The 16,653-nt window shown below is 68.9% G+C and carries 14 protein-coding genes, 4 tRNA genes, 1 other RNA gene and 2 pseudogenes; 13 read left to right on the top strand and 8 right to left on the bottom strand.

The genetic code is table 11. The features are described from left to right. Positions 1-389 (top strand): annotated as a pseudogene (locus RWX45_RS04630) (DNA primase); the annotation flags it as partial. A gap of 44 nt (positions 390-433) precedes the next feature. Here the strand turns inward: RWX45_RS04630 and def are convergent. Beyond that, complete coding sequence (gene def, locus RWX45_RS04635; RefSeq protein WP_316022605.1) at positions 434-925, bottom strand: peptide deformylase; 492 nt, start codon at positions 923-925, stop codon at positions 434-436. Positions 926-998: 73 nt separating this feature from the next. Here def and RWX45_RS04640 point away from each other — a divergent pair, with 73 nt between their 5' ends. Both RWX45_RS04640 and RWX45_RS04645 read left to right on the top strand, forming a co-directional pair. Continuing rightward, complete coding sequence (locus tag RWX45_RS04640; RefSeq protein WP_316022606.1) at positions 999-1,592, top strand: hypothetical protein; 594 nt, start codon at positions 999-1,001, stop codon at positions 1,590-1,592. 91 nt (positions 1,593-1,683) lie between these two features. Next, positions 1,684-1,755, top strand: a tRNA-Asn gene (locus RWX45_RS04645). Here the strand turns inward: RWX45_RS04645 and RWX45_RS04650 are convergent. Further along, entirely contained in the window at positions 1,717-2,568 is an 852-nt protein-coding gene (locus RWX45_RS04650; protein WP_316022618.1) for a potassium channel family protein, read from the bottom strand. The genes RWX45_RS04645 and RWX45_RS04650 overlap by 39 nt on opposite strands. 374 nt (positions 2,569-2,942) lie before the next feature. Here RWX45_RS04650 and RWX45_RS04655 point away from each other — a divergent pair, with 374 nt between their 5' ends. Continuing rightward, a complete protein-coding gene (locus tag RWX45_RS04655; RefSeq protein ID WP_316022607.1) occupies positions 2,943-3,443 on the top strand; it encodes a DUF3145 domain-containing protein in 501 nt (166 codons plus the stop codon). Here the strand turns inward: RWX45_RS04655 and RWX45_RS04660 are convergent. From RWX45_RS04660 to RWX45_RS04670, 3 genes are read right to left on the bottom strand one after another with little or no spacing between them, the layout of a single operon-like run. Continuing rightward, positions 3,440-4,696, bottom strand: coding sequence for a beta-ketoacyl-[acyl-carrier-protein] synthase family protein (locus RWX45_RS04660; RefSeq protein WP_316022608.1), 1,257 nt, complete (start codon positions 4,694-4,696; stop codon positions 3,440-3,442). The genes RWX45_RS04655 and RWX45_RS04660 overlap by 4 nt on opposite strands. A gap of 7 nt (positions 4,697-4,703) precedes the next feature. Continuing rightward, positions 4,704-4,958, bottom strand: a complete 255-nt coding sequence (locus RWX45_RS04665) for an acyl carrier protein (RefSeq protein ID WP_316022609.1) — start codon at positions 4,956-4,958, stop codon at positions 4,704-4,706. Between the two features lie 48 nt (positions 4,959-5,006). After that, positions 5,007-6,191 (bottom strand): helix-turn-helix domain-containing protein, encoded by a 1,185-nt coding sequence (locus tag RWX45_RS04670; RefSeq protein WP_316022610.1) that lies wholly within the window; start codon positions 6,189-6,191, stop codon positions 5,007-5,009. 113 nt (positions 6,192-6,304) lie between these two features. Here RWX45_RS04670 and aspA point away from each other — a divergent pair, with 113 nt between their 5' ends. Next, positions 6,305-7,774, top strand: a complete 1,470-nt coding sequence (aspA, locus tag RWX45_RS04675) for an aspartate ammonia-lyase (protein WP_316022611.1) — start codon at positions 6,305-6,307, stop codon at positions 7,772-7,774. Here aspA and aceE read toward each other — a convergent pair. After that, positions 7,723-10,443 carry a pyruvate dehydrogenase (acetyl-transferring), homodimeric type gene (aceE, locus tag RWX45_RS04680; protein ID WP_316022612.1) on the bottom strand — a complete coding sequence of 907 codons (2,721 nt, stop codon included), beginning with the start codon at positions 10,441-10,443 and terminating at the stop codon, positions 7,723-7,725. The genes aspA and aceE overlap by 52 nt on opposite strands. Before the next feature lie 231 nt (positions 10,444-10,674). Here aceE and RWX45_RS04685 point away from each other — a divergent pair, with 231 nt between their 5' ends. The 3 genes from RWX45_RS04685 to RWX45_RS04695 all read left to right on the top strand — a co-directional run bounded on the left by RWX45_RS04685 (position 10,675) and on the right by RWX45_RS04695 (position 12,007). Further along, on the top strand, positions 10,675-11,079 hold the full coding sequence (locus RWX45_RS04685; protein ID WP_316022613.1) for a DUF3052 domain-containing protein: 405 nt from the start codon (positions 10,675-10,677) through the stop codon (positions 11,077-11,079). A 78-nt stretch (positions 11,080-11,157) separates the two neighbouring features. Next, positions 11,158-11,233, top strand: a tRNA-Val gene (locus RWX45_RS04690). A gap of 33 nt (positions 11,234-11,266) precedes the next feature. After that, entirely contained in the window at positions 11,267-12,007 is a 741-nt protein-coding gene (locus tag RWX45_RS04695) for a YdcF family protein (RefSeq protein ID WP_316022614.1), read from the top strand. Here RWX45_RS04695 and RWX45_RS04700 read toward each other — a convergent pair. Next, positions 11,935-13,107 carry an aminotransferase class I/II-fold pyridoxal phosphate-dependent enzyme gene (locus RWX45_RS04700; RefSeq protein WP_316022615.1) on the bottom strand — a complete coding sequence of 391 codons (1,173 nt, stop codon included), beginning with the start codon at positions 13,105-13,107 and terminating at the stop codon, positions 11,935-11,937. The two genes, RWX45_RS04695 and RWX45_RS04700, sit on opposite strands and share 73 nt — an antisense overlap. 201 nt (positions 13,108-13,308) lie before the next feature. Here RWX45_RS04700 and RWX45_RS04705 point away from each other — a divergent pair. From RWX45_RS04705 to rnpB, 5 genes are all read left to right on the top strand, one after another. Next, a tRNA-Ile gene (locus RWX45_RS04705) sits at positions 13,309-13,399 on the top strand. A gap of 16 nt (positions 13,400-13,415) precedes the next feature. Next, positions 13,416-13,499, top strand: a tRNA-Leu gene (locus RWX45_RS04710). A 19-nt stretch (positions 13,500-13,518) separates the two neighbouring features. Further along, positions 13,519-14,403, top strand: a complete 885-nt coding sequence (locus RWX45_RS04715) for a Nif3-like dinuclear metal center hexameric protein (protein WP_316022616.1) — start codon at positions 13,519-13,521, stop codon at positions 14,401-14,403. A gap of 44 nt (positions 14,404-14,447) precedes the next feature. Further along, positions 14,448-15,182: a hypothetical protein gene (locus tag RWX45_RS04720; RefSeq protein WP_316022617.1), complete on the top strand. Its 735-nt coding sequence runs from the start codon at positions 14,448-14,450 to the stop codon at positions 15,180-15,182. Between the two features lie 233 nt (positions 15,183-15,415). Beyond that, positions 15,416-15,807, top strand: an RNA gene (gene rnpB, locus RWX45_RS04725) — RNase P RNA component class A. A gap of 123 nt (positions 15,808-15,930) precedes the next feature. Here rnpB and RWX45_RS04730 read toward each other — a convergent pair. Continuing rightward, positions 15,931-16,653, bottom strand: a pseudogene (locus tag RWX45_RS04730) (hypothetical protein); the annotation flags it as partial.

Genomic DNA, 16,653 nt, shown 5'->3' on the forward strand with positions numbered 1-16,653 from the left:
GGGCGAGCGAAGTGGACGGCCTGGTGCAGCGTGCCGAGGCCGCGGGCCTGGCGCCCGCGGACGCCGTCAAGCGGGCCACAACCCGCTGGCTGGAACAGGTGCGCGCCGGGGCGATCGGCCCGGTCGGGGCAGCGGTGACGGAGCTCGCCGTCGCCCCGCTTCCGCTGCCCGCCCCACGCGGCAACCAGGCCGAACCGGACGGCGACGCGATTGAGCGCTACGCCTCCGGTGTGCTCTCCTCGCTGGCCCGCACCGGCATCAACCGGCGGCTGACCGAGCTGCGCTCCCGGCAGCGGCGTATGAGTCCGGACGACGCCGGCTACCGCGACCTGTTCGAGGAGATCGTCGGTTTGGAAAACCGGCGCATGCAGATGGCCCGGCAGGGCTGACGCGGCGGTGCGCCGCCGGGCGGGCCGCTGCGCCGCCGGGCGGGTCAGAGGCCCTTTTCGCGCAGCTCCCGCATCGCCTTGGCACGGTTCTTGCGGGAGAGACGGTCCAGGTACAGGTGCCCGTCGAGGTGGTCGCATTCGTGCTGGATGCAACGGCCCATGAGCTCTTCGCCCTCCACAACAACGGGCTTGCCGTCGAGGTCGATGCCCTCGGCACGGGCATACCAGGCGCGCTCGGTCGGGTACCACAGCCCGGGAACCGACAGGCAGCCCTCCTCGCCGTCCTGGAACTCGTCCTCGGACAGCTCAACGATTCGCGGGTTGAGGATGTAGCCGATCTCGCCGTCGATATGCCAGGAGAAGGCGCGCAGGCTCACGCCGATCTGATTGGCGGCCAGACCCGCACGGCCGTCTTCATCAACGGTTTCAAGCAGGTCCTCCACCAGTGCTTTGACTGAGTCATCGATGTCGGTGATCGGGTCGCATACGGTGCGCAGCACCGGATCGCCGATAATGCGGATGTCGCGGTAAGCCATGAGCACATCTTCGCACGTTCCGGCGGCAGTATCGGCCGTACCCCTCTCGGACACCATCATCTAGCCTGAGCGCATGGCACGTACCGGCCCATCGTCCTCCGCCCGCTCGTTCCTGGCCCGCTTCCGCAGGTCGGTGGCCATACCGCCGACGCTAGCCGCACTGGTGCCCAGTGACGGCCCACTGCTCGGCGCAGTGCCGCTGGATGCCGACGGATCTCGCTGGGCGGCGGCCACGGCGCGCTACCTGACGGTGGTGGGAGCCGATGGTGTGGAGTTGCACCGGGGCTGGCACGAGGTGGAACGCGGCCGCTGGGACGCCGAAGCCGCTACCTTCACCCTGACCTGGACCGACGCCGCCCGCGCCCCGCTGGAACTGGTTGTGCCTGCGGCGGTGGTCTCGGGGGAGGGCTCCCAGCCGGTCGACGTGGCCCGTTTTGCCCGAGCACTGCGGCAGGGGGTGGAATCCGCGCTGGTGCACTCGGCCACCGACACGTTGCCGGGAGGACGGCGGGTGACGGTCAGCGTGCGCCGCGACGCGCGCTGGGGGCTGTACACCGCCTCCAGCCTGCCGGACGACGTCGCCGCGGGCCTGGACGCCGCCGATCAAGCGGCCCTTGCGGACCTTAACCACCGCGTCCGTGACGGTGTGGGGCTGCCCACAAACTGACTTTCCGGCGAGATGGTGCCGCGCCGCCCAAGTCTCCCGATTCGACGTCCGCGCCCGAAGCTTGCTAAAGTTCCATCCGCGCCACGCGCGATCCTGCGTAGCTCAATGGCAGAGCATCCGACTGTTAATCGGAGGGTTGTTGGTTCGAGTCCAACCGCAGGAGCTCATCAGAGCCCCGGCCCCCAGCGGCCGGGGCTCCGTCATGGTCGGGGTGTGGGTTGTTGTCTCCACTGGTCGGCTCCAGCGCTCCGTGTAACTGTTCTGACAGCGCGGCGAGCTGCTCCTGCAGGGCTGCGACCTGTGCTTGTGTTGCAGCCTCCTGCGCTGCGTTCTCTTCGGTCACCAGGGAGACGATCCAGGAGGCAAGGGTGGCGGTCACAATGCCGATCATGGCCACGCCACCGATCATGAGAAGGACGGCTGTCCATCTGCCGACGGTTGTCACAGGCGCAAGGTCGCCATAGCCGACGGTGGTGATGGTGACCAGTGACCACCATAGGGCATCTGGGAATGTGGTGATGGATGCCCCCGGTGCTGCGCGCTCCGCATCCAATACCACTAACGAGGCTACGAAGGACAGCAGGGCCGCACTTCCTGCCGTGTAGGCTGTAATGCGTCCCCGCAGGGCAGTGCCCGCGCTGCGCTGGAGGACGCCGATAAGGGTGAGTAGTCGCACCAGACGCAAGGGCCGCAGCATGGGCAGCGCTACCATCGCGAGGTCCGGCAAGTGGCGGGCGAACCAGCGGCGCCGGTGAGACGCCAGTACGAGCCGAACGCAGTAGTCCACGGCAAAGATGACCCACACCGTGTTCATCACCGTTTCGGGGATGCGACGGTCGGCGCCTTGAAGATCCGCAATGACCTCCCAGGCGTAGACGGACAGGAAGAGGGTCGCGGCCGCGATGAGCGGCCACTCGGTGGCGTGTTCCCATAAGCGCAGCCGCTGCGGTGCTGCGTTGTGTGTTTCCGCTGGCATACGCGTGATCGTAGAGGCAAAGGGGCTTGCCCCCAGCGGTCACGGACACGAGTTTGTCCCATGGGCACGTGTTTGTCTCTCAGACACGAGTTTTGGAGTTCTGCATGGTCTCAACGCCTGCATAGTCGAGCCGGACCGGCGCCTGCCCACCCGCAACCACTTCGACCGGTTTCGACACGTCATTAGTGCCGGTTTCGGCATGTTATTAGTGCCGGTTTCGGTGAAAGGGGTGGGCGGGAGCGGCCCGGCGCCTGGCAATGCGCACTCAGCTATGGCATCATGACAGCGCACGCCGCGTGCTTCACGCTGTGAGCCCGGTAGGGATCGAGACCGTTGGGGAAGACGAATCTCGACACCACCAGGAGGCGATCTACGTGAACGGTGCCTACACCCGCGGTGTACTTTTCGTACACTCTGCGCCCCGCGCGCTCTGCCCGCATATCGAGTGGGCCGTGGCCGAGGTGCTGGGCAGTCGTGTCCACTTCGAGTGGACCGAGCAGCCCGCCGCCCCGGGGATGATGCGCGCCGAGGCCAGCTGGGTCGGCCGCGTTGGCACCGGCGCCCAGCTCACCAGCGCCCTGCGTGGCTGGGCTCATCTGCGCTACGAGGTCACCGAAGAGGCATCCCCCGGGTATGACGGCGGGCGCTGGTCGCACACCCCTGACCTGGGCATTTTCCACGCCCAGACCGATGTTCACGGCAATGTCGTGATCCCCGAAGACCGGGTGCGCGCCGCGCTGGCCCACGCCGATGAGCCCGCCGTCATGCGCCGCCAACTCGACCTGGCGCTCGGGCAGGCCTGGGACGACGAACTCGAACCGTTCCGCTACGCGGGCGCCGGTGCGCCCGTGCGCTGGCTGCACCGGGTCGGTTAAGGACGGGTGAAGACCAGGGCCGCGTTGTGGCCCCCGAAGCCGAATGAGGTGCTGACGGCCGCGCGGACGCTGGCCCGCCTGCCGCCCGGGCCGACGACGTCGAGGCCCAGATCCGCGATCTGTGGGTCGACCCCGGCGGGCAGCAAGGTGCCGGGCAACCATTGCTCCGCAAGCGCCAGCACCGTGAGCACCGCCTCCACGGCGCCCGCGCCACCGAGCAGATGCCCGGTAGCCGACTTGGTTGCCGACACGGCCGCACCGGGCACGGCCTGAGCCAGTACGCGCGCCTCCACGGCGTCGCCGACGGCGGTGGAGGTGGCATGGGCGTTGACATGCCCGATCGCGGTAGCCTCCACACCGGCGCGCTCGAGCGCGAGGCGTAGGGCCCGCTCCTGCTGCGTGCCGGCCGGGTCGGGACGGACGGCGTCGTAGGCGTCGGCGGTGAGAGCCGTTCCCGCCAGCACCGCCAGCACCGGGGCGCCGCGCCGGGCCGCATGCGCGGCGGATTCCAGCACCAGCGCCCCCGCCCCCTCACCGAGCACGAAGCCATCCCGGCTGGGCCCGAAGGGGCGCGAGGCAGTCCCCGGGTCGTGGTTGCGCGTCGACAGCGCCCGCATCGCCGCGAAAGCGGTCACCGTCATGGGGTGAAGTGCTGCATCCGTGCCGCCGGCAACGACGACGTCGGCGCGCCCCAGCGCAATGAGATCGGCCCCGTAGGCGATTGCCTCGGCTCCCGAGGCGCAGGCGGACACCGGCGCATGCACCCCGGCGCGCGCCCCCAGCTCCAGACCGACGGCGGCGGCCGGCGCATTGGGCATAAGCGCCGGGATGGCCGTCGGGGGCACGCGCCGCGGCCCGCCCTCGCGCAGCGCATCCCACGTGTCCATGACCGACAGTACCGGCCCGATCCCGGGGGAGAAGGACACCGCCAGCCGCTCGGGTGCCACGGTCGGCTCGCCCGCCGTCGTCCAGGCTTCGCGCGCTGCCACCAGGGCGCATTGACTCGCCCGGTCCAGGCGGCGCCGCTGCCGGGCGGACAGCACCGCACCGGGGTCGACGGCGAGCGGCGCGGCCAGCTGCACCGGCAGCGCATACGCGCCTACCCAGTCGGCATCCAGGGTGCGGACGGCCCCGCGTCCTTCGCGCAGCGCCCGCCAGGTGCCCGGGGCGTCGCCCGCCAACGGATTGGTGGTGCCCAGCCCCGTGACGAGGACGCTGCGGGGCGGGACGGCGTTCGGCACGGCAGTGGGCACGAGGCGCTCAGCTCCGGTGGTCGCCGACCAGCTCGACGAGAGCACCGACGGTGGTCAGGGTGGGGATGAGGGCGTCGTCGATGGTCATGCCGAAGCGCTCCTCGACCTGGGTGACAATGGTCAACCGCCCGAGCGAGTCGATATCCAGATCGTCGGCGAGGCGGGAGTCCGGGCTGACGAGGGAGACGTCGACGTCGGCCTCCGCGGCGACGATCTCGGTGATGGCGGTGAGTGCATCGGTGGCATCGGTGGGCTGCGCCATGGTGGCTCCTTTGTGTGGGGTAAGTCGTGAATGTCCCGGCGGGCGGTGTTACTGGGCGGGCGCTCCAGCGAGGCGACCGACGATGATCGCCAGGTGAAGCACAAGCCCGTCGCGGGGGTTGGTGGCATCCCAGCCGGTGCGCTTGCTCACCCGTCCCAGCCGGTAGCGGACGGTGTTGGCGTGGACGAACAGGGCGCGCGCGGTCATCTCCAGGCTGCCGCCAAGTGCCAAATAGGTGGCGACCGTCTCCTCGTACAAGCTGCCCATGTCCCGCAGCGGGTCGGTCACCAGTGCCTGGATCTGTTCGGACGCGAGGGGATCGCCGGCCAGGAGGCGCTCGGGCAGCAGGTCATCGGCGTGCACCGGGTTGGGGGCCTCGGCCCAGCCCGGCAGGGCGCGCAGCCCCGCCAGGGCCGAACGCAGGGAGCGTCCACCCTGGGCGACGCCGGAGACCACCGGCCCGATGACCACCGCACCGTCGAGTCCGGCGGCGATGCGGGTGGCGACGGACTCCAGTTCGGCGCGAGATGCTGAAGAATCGGCCTGCTCTTCCGGCGTGTTCGCCCCGCCGAGGATGACAATGACCGAGTCGCCGTGCACGGACACCAAGCAGTCCTGCACGTATTGACGGCACTCGTGGCGCAGACGCGAGGTGGCCAAGGCGTCCAGGGCCGTCTGCGCGACGATGGCGAGGACGGGGCCGGTGCCGCGCCAGCCGGCCGTGCCGGCCCGGGTGGCGGCGTCGTCGGCGGAGTCATGCAGCATGGCGTCGACGGCGACCGATTCCAGACGGGCATCCCACGCGCCGCGCGCCTCGGCGACGCGGGCGTAGACCTGGGCGGCCGCGAAACCCACGTCGCGCCCGAAGGTGAGGACCAGTACCCGCACGGCGTCGTGGTTGGCCGCCGGGACGACGTCGGGTGCCTCCTCTTCGACGACGTCGACCACGGTACGCACCAGCTCCAGGGTTTGCTCCAGTGAGACCGTGCCGGTCAGGGCCACGGGGGCGACGTTGAAGATGTGCGCGGGATCGGTTTCCACGTCCGGTTCCGCGACGGAGTCGACGAACATGGTCACGCCGAGCCGGGCGACCGTCTGAATCTGGGTGCGCGCCGCTGCGGGCAGCGTGTGATACCAGGGGTGGGCCGCGCTGATGCGGTCGAGGGAGTGTTCGATGAGCGTGTTTTGTGCCCGCCGCAGGGCTGTGACTGCCGGGGCGCTCAACTGATCCATGAGCCGATGCTAGCGACCGGCGGCGCAGGAACCGAACCCCGCTGCGACGGCGCTGCGTCGGCTGGGACGCCGCCGCGCCGGGTAATGTCGGTCACTATGAGGAAGGAGACAGCATGAGGTCACAAGCCACCCGGACGGAGGAGGACCTGCTCGGCTCCCGCCAGGTCCCACTGGACGCCTACTGGGGAATCCACACCTTGCGCGCCACGGAGAACTTCCGCATCTCTCACGAGACGGTGGGCGAGCAGGAGGACTTCGTGCGCGGCATGGTGGAGGTCAAGAAGGCTTCCGCCATGACCAACCGGGAGCTGGGGACGGTCGCCGCCGACATTGCCGACGCCATTGTGTGGGCCTGCGACCAGGTCCTGCTCGAGGGACGCTGCCTGGATCAGTTCCCCATCGACGTCTTCCAGGGCGGCGCCGGCACCAGCGTCAATATGAACACCAACGAGGTCATCGCCAACCTCGCCCTGGAGCACCTGGGCTACGCCAAGGGCCGCTACGACATCGTCAATCCCAACGACCACGTCAACAAGTCCCAGTCCACCAACGACGCCTACCCCACCGGCTTCCGGCTGGGCATGTACCGGGCCATCAATCAGCTGGAGATGGATCTGTGCGACCTCATCGACGCCCTACTCGCCAAGGGCAAGGAGCTCGCCGATGTGCTCAAGATGGGGCGCACCCAGCTGCAGGACGCCGTGCCCATGAGCCTGGGCTCGGAGTTTCGGGCCTTCGCCGAGCTGCTCGATGAGGAAATCCCTCGGCTCATGAACAACTCCGCGCTGCTGCTGGAGGTCAACCTCGGCGCTACGGCCATCGGTACCGGGCTCAACACCCCGCCCGGATACCGCGAGCTGGTCGTCGAACACCTGCGCGAGGTCACCGGGCTGCGGGTGACAGGGGCACACAACCTGCTCGAGGCCACCGGGGATACCGGCGCCTACGTCTCCATGCACGCCGCCATCAAGCGGCTGGCCGTCAAACTCTCCAAGATCTGTAACGATCTGCGGCTGCTGTCCTCGGGGCCGCGGGCGGGCCTGGCCGAGATCCGGCTCCCGGAGCGCCAGGCCGGCTCCTCGATCATGCCCGCGAAGGTCAACCCGGTCATCCCCGAAGTCGTCAACCAGGTCTGCTTCAAGGTCATCGGCAACGACCTGACCGTGACCATGGCCGCCGAGGCCGGACAGCTGCAGCTCAACGTCATGGAACCGGTTATCGCCCAGGCCTGCTTTGAATCCATCCGGCTGCTGCGCAACGCGCTGGTGACGCTCAAGGACCTGTGCGTAGTGGGCATTGAGGCCAATGCGGAGGTGTGCCGCCGCAACGTCATGAACTCCATCGGCATCGTCACCTACCTCAACGAGGTCATCGGACACCACAATGGCGACCTGGTGGGGCGCGAGTGCGCACGCAGCGGCCGCAACGTCCGTGAAGTGGTACTGGAGATGGGGCTGCTGGATGAGGAGACTCTCGACGAGTTGCTCAGCCCGGCCAACCTCATGCGCCCGCGTTACCGGGATGCCCACTACTACTCCGGGTCCGACCCGGACGTGCCGGTGCCCACCTCCTCAAGCCGGTAACGGGCCAGCGCCTTAACCGGCACGGAGCGATCGAGGCGGCCCTCGGCGGCCAGCGCCTGCAGCGCCTTGACGACCACGCACTCGGCATCGATGAGGTAGTGGCGGCGCGCCGCGGGACGGGTGTCGGACAGGCCGTAGCCGTCGGCGCCGAGCGTGTAGAAGCTGCCGGGCACCCACGCGCGGATTTGGTCCGGCACCAGGTGGTCGAAGTCGCTGGTGGCAATGAACGGCCCCTGGGCCCCGGCCAGCTTGGCGGTGAGGTACGGGGTGCGGGCAGGCCTGTCGGGGTGCAGGAAACGGTCCGTGTCGGCCCTCAGTCCGTCGCGGCGCAGCTCGTTCCAGCTGGTCACCGACCACACGCCGGCGCGCACACCCCATTCCTCGGCCAGCAGACGGCGCGCGGTACGCACCCACGGTACGGCGGCGCCGGAGGCGAGCAACTGCACCTGCGGCCCGTCGCCGTCGGGCGGGGCATCGAGTCGGTAGATGCCCCGGATAATGCCCTCGACGTCGGCGTCCTCCGGCTCGGCCGGCTGCAGAATCGGCTCGTTGTAGACGGTCAGGTAGTACATGACGTTGCGGTCCCGGCCCCGATCCGGGCCGTACCAGCGCTCCAGTGCGTCGCGGACCAGATGCCGGATCTCGTAGGCGTAGGCCGGGTCGTAGCTCACCACCGCCTCGTTGGTGGCGGCGATGAGCGGCGAGTGGCCATCCATGTGCTGGGTGCCCTCGCCGACGAGCGTGGTGCGCCCGGCCGTCGCCCCAATGATGAAGCCACGGGTCAGTTGATCGCCGGCTGCCCAGAACTGGTCGCCGGTGCGTTGGAAGCCGAACATCGAATAGAAGATGTAGACGGGGATCATGGGCTCGCCGTGGGTGGCGTAGCTGGTGCCCACCGCCTGGAACAGGGCGGCCGAGCCGGCCTCATTGATGCCGGTGTGCATGATGTGCCCGGATGCGGACTCTCGATAGGACAGCATGAGGTCGGCGTCCACCGGCGTGTACTGCTGCCCCTGGGTGTTGAAGATCTTGCGGGTGGGGAACAGCGACTCCAGCCCGAAGGTGCGCGCCTCATCGGGGACAATCGGCACGAGACGCCGCCCCAGGTGCGGATCCTTGATCAGTTCCCGCAGCAAACGCACCAGCGCCATGGTGGTGGCGACCTTCTGCCTGCCGGAGCCGCTCTTGAGCACCTCGTAGGGGGCGTCGCCCGGTAGCTGCAGAGGCGTGGCGGCATCGCGGCGCTCAGGCAGGTAGCCACCCAGATGCCGCCGCCGCTCCAGCATGTAGGTCAGCGCCGGGTCATCGGGCGCAGGCCGATAGTAGGGCGGCAGGTGCGGATCGGCCTCGAGCTGCGCGTCGGTGAGGGGAATGTGCAGGCGATCGCGCAGGCCCTTGAGGTCCTCCAGGCTCAGCCGCTTCATCTGGTGGGTGGCGTTGCGGCCGGCGAAGTGGGGGCCCAGGAGATAGCCCTTGACGGTGTGGGCGAGGATCACCGTCGGCTGCCCGCGGTGGGCCAGCGCCGCCTGGTAGGCGGCGTAGATCTTGCGCGCGTCGTGGCCGCCCGGCCGCAGGGCGCGGAGTTCGGCGTCGGTCCAGTCCGCGACCAGCTTGGCGGCGCGCGGGTCCCGGCCGAAGAAGTGCTCGCGCAGGTAGGCCGCGTCATTGGCCTGGAGGGTTTGATAGTCACCGTCGGGGGTGTTGCCCATGAGCCGTTCCAGGGCATGGTCCTGGTCCGCTGCCAGTAGCCGGTCCCAGCCCTGCCCCCAGATCACCTTGATGACGTTCCAGCCGGCACCGCGGAAGCTCGCCTCCAGTTCCTGGATGATGCTGCCGTTGCCGCGCACCGGGCCGTCCAGGCGCTGCAGATTGCAGTTGATGACGAAGGTGAGGTTGTCCAGGCGCTGGTTGGCGGCGAGTTGCAGCATGCCGCGGGATTCGGGTTCGTCCATCTCGCCGTCGCCGAGGAACGCCCAGGTGTGCTGGGCGGAGGTGTTCTTGATGTCGGCCCCCGCGAGGTAACGGTCGAACCAGGCCTGGTAGATGGCGGCGGCCGCCCCCAGACCCATGGACACGGTGGGGAATTCCCAGAAATCCTCCATGCGCCGGGGATGCGGATACGAGGGCAGGCCCCGTCCACCGGCGGGCCGGGAGACTTCCTGTCGGAAACCGTCCAGGTCGGCCTCACTCAGCCGCCCCTCGAGGAAGGCGCGAGCGTAGTTGCCGGGGGAGGCGTGCCCTTGGAAGAACACGTGGTCGCCGCCGCCGGGATGATCCTTGCCGCGGAAGAAGTGGTTGAGGCCAACCTCGTACAGGGTGGCGGCCGACGCGTAGGTGGACTGATGCCCGCCGACTCCGACGCCGGGACGCTGCGCGCGGGCGACCATGACGGCGGCGTTCCAACGCACCCAACGGCGGTAGGTCAATTCGGTGTCGGCGTCGCCCGGGTATGCGGGCTCATCCGCGGCGGCGATGGTATTGCGGTAGGGGGTCGTCAGCTGCGTCGGCGGGGCCGGCTGGTGGTCCTGCGCCTCGGTCTGCAGGACCTGCAGCAGGAAGCGCGCGCGGTCGGCGCCCTGCTCCCGCACGACGGCCGCGAGCGAGTCACGCCACTCGCGGGTCTCTTCCGGGTCGGCGTCGTTCGCCAGATAATCGTCGGTGGGGCTCATGATGATCCTCTTGAGAATCGGGAACTAGGTCCTAGCGTCACGATGGTATCGGTGACATCCTCGATGTGGGGAGAGTGACTGCAACGATGCATGTACCCCAGCCCCTTGCCCCCGTCCGGGCGTGTTCGCTTGCGCGCGGCAGGTCCGGTGCGATGGGCTAGTACCCACGCGTCGCGCACCGCGGCGGACCCACGGGCCCTGAGGCCCCGGCATGAAACGGAGAGAATCACAGTGACGAGCACAGCGGCCGGAGCCTTCGGCTTCGCCCCCGGTCTCATCATCCAGGAGTTCGGATACGACGACGACGTCGACGAGACCCTGCGACAGGCCGCCCAGGCACAGACCGGTACCGAACTGGTTGACGAGGACTTCGAGGACGTCGCCGACTCCGCCATCATCTGGTGGCGCGACGACGACGGCGACATTGACGACCTCACCGATCTTCTTGTGGACGCCCAGACCAACCTCGACGGCGACGGCCTGGTCTGGGTGCTCACCCCCAAGGCACGCACCACCGGGGCGGTGGACGCCACCGAGATCGAGGAGGCGGCACGCACCGCCGGCATGCACGCCACCTCGGCAGCCTCCATGGGCGAGCACTGGAGCGGCATTCGCGTCTCCAGTCGACGGCGCTGACGCCGTCGTACCTGCCGACGGCGTACACTACGGTTCTGCTTCCGCGTGAGCGGCGGCAGCCGCCGCCACGGCGGATATGGACCTGTAGCTCAGTTGGTAGAGCAACGCGTTTACACCGCGTAGGTCGTCGGTTCGAGCCCGGCCGGGTCCACCACCAACAGCAGTGACAGCTCCGTAGGAGTATCCGTTGCCCCGCTCCTTACCCGCCTTCCGCCCGTGGCTGGCGTGTGCAGCCGTCGGTGCCGGCGTGCTTGCCGCCGGAGAGATGGTGCACTGGGTGGCCTCACACTGTCTGTTCGGCGGCGGGGCCGCACCGGTTAGCGGTGGGGGAGAGGCCGTGGTCGTACTCGGCCACGCCGATGCCGGACACGTCGCCAGCCGACGGAACCGGAGCCGGGTTCGCGCCGGCCTGCGCAGCCGCAGCGCACCGGACTCCCTGCTGGTGCTGTCGGGCGGGCCGGTGGCCGGAGCGGTGCCGGAGGCCGAGCTCATGGCGCGCTACGCCATCGTCGACTGCGGCTATAGCGGGCCGCTCGCCCTGGAGAGCACCAGCCGCTCCACCTGGGAGAACATTGCCGCCGTGACCCCAATGATTGAGGATGCCGCCCGCATCATCATCGTCTCGGACCCGGTGCACGGGCTCAAGGCGCGACTGTTCCTGCATCGGCAGCGCCCGGACCTGGCTGCCCGCCTAGCCCGGGCGCAGGACTACCGCGTAGGCGAGGACCTGATGCGCAAACCCGCCACCGCCCTGCTGGGCCTGATCGACCTGGCCCTGTCCGTGTGGGTGCCCGGCTGGGCACAGAACTCGGCCACCGGGCTGGCGGGGGTGCGTCGGTTACTGGCCGGTGGGCGTCAACCCAGCGTGTTCATGAAGCGGCCCAAACGCTCCAGTCCCTCGGTGATCTCCTCAGGGGAGGCGGCGTAGGACAGCCGTACATGCGATTCCGCGGTGCGTACCCCGAAGTCTCGTCCCGGTGTCAGGGCCACATGTGCCTCCTCCAGCGCCCGCATGCAGAAGTCCCAGGACGACAGCCCTGTGTCGGACACGTCGAAATAGATGTAGAAGGCCCCGTCGGGCTCGACCGGAATCTCAAGTCCGGCGCGCCGCAACCCGGTCAGCGCCAGCTGACGCCGGTTCATCAGCTCAACTCGACGCTCCTCACACAGGTTCAGTGCCACGGGCGTGAACGCTTCCAGAGCGGCGATCTGCGCCGGCGTCGAGGCGCATAGGAAGTAGTTGACTGCCAGGTTCCGCGCCGACTCCACCAGCTCCTCGGGCAGCACCACCCAACCCAGCCGCCACCCGGTCATGCCGAAGTACTTGGAGAAACTGGAGATGACAATCGCCTCAGGGTCTGTGCTCAGTACCGTCCGGGCCGGTCGGCCGTGCCCGTCCGGGTCGGACAGGCCCAGGTAGATCTCGTCAACGATCCGCCAGGCGCCCCGCGCGCGTGCCACCCTGCATAGACGCTCCAGCTCGGGGAACGGGATCGACGTGCCCGTGGGGTTGGATGGCGTCGCCATCATGACGGCATTCGTGTAGGGAGTCCAGGCGGTGTCCATGGCGTCCAGATCCAACTGGTAGCGCGTCTGCTCGGTCGTCGTTGCCGGCACAATGCGGCCCCCGAAGGATGCCACCAGCTCCCGGTTGCAGGGGTAGCTGGGGTCGGCGATGACCACGTCGTCGCCGGGCTCGGTGGTCAGGGCCGTGGCCAGCAGTAGCCCGGCGGAGGCACCCGCGGTAATGATGATCCGCTCCGGATCCACCGCGACGTGGTAGCGCTCCCGGTAGAAGCCGGAGATCGCATGCCGCAGCGCGGGCAGTCCCGCGGCGGGCGTGTAGGGAAGCTCTTGGTAGGCGGCGCGAGCGAGGGCCTCGCGCACCGTCGGCGGCGCACCGAAGTTCGGCTCGCCCAGGCTGAGCTTGGCCACCGTGTGCCCCTGCGCCTCAATGTCGCGGGCGCGGGCGCCGATGCTCATGGCGTGGAAGGGCGGTGCGGTTTGGGCACGCTGCGCGAGTTTCATCTTGTTCTTCCCGGGACGTGCGCGCCGGATGGGGCGCGCGGCACATGACTGGAGTAGTACTGGAGTAGTAAGGCTAGGCCCACCTGGTCGATGACGTACAGGGAGGGGTGGGAAATTCACTACCCCGCGCCTGCTAGTCTGGATCCGTCGGCCCGCCGACCGACGGCGCAGCCGGCACTGCGGCCGCGTCACCGGCCGCATGCCCCCTTAGCTCAGTGGTTAGAGCAGCGAGCTTATACCTCGTCCGTGCCTGATAAGCACATGGTCCTGGGTTCGAATCCCAGAGGGGGTACCGCTCCCGGCGGCTGGCCCCTGTGGTGGAACGGTAGACACCGCGACCTTAAAAGTCGCTGCCTACGGGCGTGCGGGTTCGAGTCCCGCCAGGGGCACCATGGTCGCTACCCTGGCCCCATGAGCCAGTCCTGCCCCGACGACGCCCCGGCCCCCCGCACGGCCAGCCCGCTGACCGTCGCGGACGTAGAGGTCATGCTACGCACGGCCGCACCGCCGCAGTTGGCCGAGCCGTGGGATTCCAACCGGCTCATCTGCGGTGACCCGGCGGCACCGGTGCGTTCCATCTTGTTGGCCGTGGACCCCGTTGGAGTCGTCGTCGACGAGGCCATCGAGCGCGGCGTCGACCTCATCATCACGCATCATCCCCTCTACCTGCGCGGCACCGACCATGTTTCGGCGATCGACCCCAAGGGCACGGTGGTGCACCGGCTCATCCGCGCAGGCATTGCACTCGCCAACGCTCACACCACTCTCGATGCCGCGCACGGCGGCGTCGCCGCCGCCCTGGCCGCCCGCGTCGGCCTGATGGAGACGCGCCCGCTGCAGCCCAACCCGGCCGACCCGACCCAGGGCATCGGCCGCATCGGCTCCCTGCCGGCCCCTACCCGGCTGCGGGACTTCGCGGCGAGCGTTGCCGCCGCCCTACCGGACTCGGCGCCCGGTCTGCTCGTCGGCGGAGACCTAGATGCCAGCGTGAAGACGGCCGCTGTATCCGGCGGTGCCGGGGACTCGCTGCTTGGCGCTGCTCGTGAGGCCGGCGTCGACGTCTTCCTGACCGCAGACCTGCGGCACCACCCGGCCAGCGAACACCTCGAGGGCGGCCGCCCCTATCTGCTGTGCGGCACCCACTGGGCCACAGAATGGGTGGGGCTGCCACCTCTCGCCGCCCGCCTGGAGGCAGCCGCGACTGCGCGCGGGCATACACTTTTCACCCACGTGTCGCAGGTTGTCACCGACCCGTGGGCACTGCGCCTCAGCACCGGTTCCACAGCCGCGCAGTGACCCATTACGATACCCAGCCCGACGGACCAGCGAAGGACTCAGCCGTGACCAGCGCCCCTATCAGCCAGCAGCGACTGCTCATCGACCTGCAGAAGCTCGACTCGCAGCTCGCCCGCCTCACTCATGAGCGCAAGCACCTACCGGTGCTCGCCCGCATTGAGGCCACGGTCGAGCGTCTCAAGGCCAACCGGCGGCGTGCCGTCGTCGCCGCAGCTGCGCTTGATGAGGCGCAGGCCAACGCCACCATGCGCGAGGAGGAAGTGGAACAGGTGGTGCATCGTGCCGCCGTGCTGCGCGAGCGCCTGACGGCCGGCACCGCTGCGGCCCGTGACCTGCCCGCCATTCAATCCGAGATCGACCAGCTCGGCCGCCGTCAGGCAGTACTCGAGGAGGCGCAGATCGCCGCCATGGAGGCGCTCGACGCCGCCCGCGCCGAGGTCGACGAGGCCACGGCACAGGAGCAGGAGATCCGCGCCGGCGGGCGAGAACTGACGGCCTCCCGCGATGCCGACTTCGCCCGCCTCGACGCCGAGATCGCCGACGCCCGCACTCACCGCGACCAGCTGGCCGCCACCATCGATGCCGGGCTACTAGCCGAATACGAGGCGGTGCGTGCCGCCACCGGTGGGCTCGGGGCCGTTGCCCTGTATGGGCGCCGAGTCGAGGGCGGCAGTGTGGAGATCAGCCCGCAGGAGCATGCACGAATCGTCGCCGCGCCGCTCGATGAGGTCATTCACGCCGAGGACAACGACGTCATCGTTGTGCGTATGGAGAACTAGGCGAAGTCTCGGCTCGGTCGGCAGCCGGCTGGATCCTTGAGCTAGAAGGGGACGACCTCGTCCAGCAGCGGGGCTAGCCCCAGACGGTGGAGCGCCTCTGCCGGGCCGGGCCCGCCAGCGGTATCGGCGTCAGGGCCCGTTGGCACGAGCAGGGTGGTGAGGAGCCCCTCGATGATGTCCGCGAGCTTCGTGCCTCTTTAAGAGGCTGTGGGCTGCTAGAGTCGCCCTGCGGACGAGCCGACCGGGCGGCCGCGGTACCGTCGGGCAACCGGCGGATCGAGGAACGTCCGGGCTCCACAGAGCAGGGCGGTGGCTAACGGCCACCCGGGGTGACCCGCGGGATAGTGCCACAGAAAACAGACCGCCGGCGTCGGCCGGTCAGGGTGAAACGGTGGGGTAAGAGCCCACCAGCGTGACGGGTGACCGCCACGGCTAGGTAAACCCCGCCCGGAGCAAGACCGCGCAGCAGGTGCCCGCCACGTGGTGGCGGAGAGGGTAGCTCGCCCGAGCCTGCGGGTAGGTCGCGTGAGGCCATCGGCAACGATGGTCCAAGATGGATGGTCGCCACCGCCACGCCGGTAACGGCGGGCGGCAACAGAACCCGGCGTACAGGTCGGCTCGTCCGTGCCCTCCGCCATGCCGCGTGGTTTTGTCTTGGATACGCCGACGGCGGCACTCACCGAATGGGATGAGTGCCGCCGTCGCCGCGCTTGCATATGTGGATATGCCGTACGTCAGTGCGTTGGAGTCACCACGACTTGGCCTGCATGTACAGCTCGTCGTTGTTGAAGCCGGAGACGGCGAAGACGCCCTCCTGGGCCTTAGCGTCCTCCTCGCTGATGATGAACATGAAGTAGCCGGTGGCCGAGCCTCCGTCTCGCGGCATGTCCTGGTACCGGAAGTCGGTGTCGACGTAGATCAATGTGGGCTCGGTGGTGTTGCCGTCCTTGACGTAGTCGATCTCGAGTTCGTAGGAGTTCATCTGGCCCTTGCCGTGGTAGGTGACCGTCACCGGAACACGCATGTAGACGTTGCCGCTGCCGGGGTCCTCCCAGCTGTACTTGCCGGCCTCCGCCTCGACATCCGCGCTCGCGTCCCACTCGACGGAGCCGAACTGCACCTCCATGGACGCGTCGGGGTCGGTGGCATACTCACTGGCGGTGAAGGTGATCTGCTGCGTCTGCGGGTCACCCGGGTTGTCCATGGTGGTGCCCACGTCGCTGGAGGAATTGGAGTCGTCCCCCGAATCGTCGCCGGAATTCGTCGCGGTGTCGTCTTGGTCGTCGGAGTCATCGGAAGAGCGGCTCTGCGTCTGAGATGACGTGGTGGAGTCGTCCTTGGCCTCGTCGTCGCCGCCGCTCACCGCCACAATAATGCCGATGATCAACGCCAGCACGACCACAGCGATGATGGTCCAGAACCACCACTGCTTGGTCACCGGCTTCTTGCCGCCGGGACCCTGCCCCTGAGC

Origin of the sequence: Actinomyces sp. MRS3W, from assembly GCF_032465695.1 — a bacterium.
Classification (GTDB): domain Bacteria; phylum Actinomycetota; class Actinomycetes; order Actinomycetales; family Actinomycetaceae; genus Actinomyces.

What these genes read in the sequence shown, in the direction of transcription:
- aceE (WP_316022612.1), bottom strand. Translation starts at nt 10,443, where the DNA reads ATGAGCCCCACCGACGATTATCTGGCGAACGACGCCGACCCGGAAGAG.
- RWX45_RS04650 (WP_316022618.1), bottom strand. Translation starts at nt 2,568, where the DNA reads ATGCCAGCGGAAACACACAACGCAGCACCGCAGCGGCTGCGCTTATGG.
- RWX45_RS04700 (WP_316022615.1), bottom strand. Translation starts at nt 13,107, where the DNA reads ATGAAACTCGCGCAGCGTGCCCAAACCGCACCGCCCTTCCACGCCATG.
- aspA (WP_316022611.1), top strand. Translation starts at nt 6,305, where the DNA reads ATGAGGTCACAAGCCACCCGGACGGAGGAGGACCTGCTCGGCTCCCGC.
- RWX45_RS04665 (WP_316022609.1), bottom strand. Translation starts at nt 4,958, where the DNA reads ATGGCGCAGCCCACCGATGCCACCGATGCACTCACCGCCATCACCGAG.
- RWX45_RS04670 (WP_316022610.1), bottom strand. Translation starts at nt 6,191, where the DNA reads ATGGATCAGTTGAGCGCCCCGGCAGTCACAGCCCTGCGGCGGGCACAA.
- RWX45_RS04640 (WP_316022606.1), top strand. Translation starts at nt 999, where the DNA reads ATGGCACGTACCGGCCCATCGTCCTCCGCCCGCTCGTTCCTGGCCCGC.
- def (WP_316022605.1), bottom strand. Translation starts at nt 925, where the DNA reads ATGGCTTACCGCGACATCCGCATTATCGGCGATCCGGTGCTGCGCACC.
- RWX45_RS04715 (WP_316022616.1), top strand. Translation starts at nt 13,519, where the DNA reads ATGAGCCAGTCCTGCCCCGACGACGCCCCGGCCCCCCGCACGGCCAGC.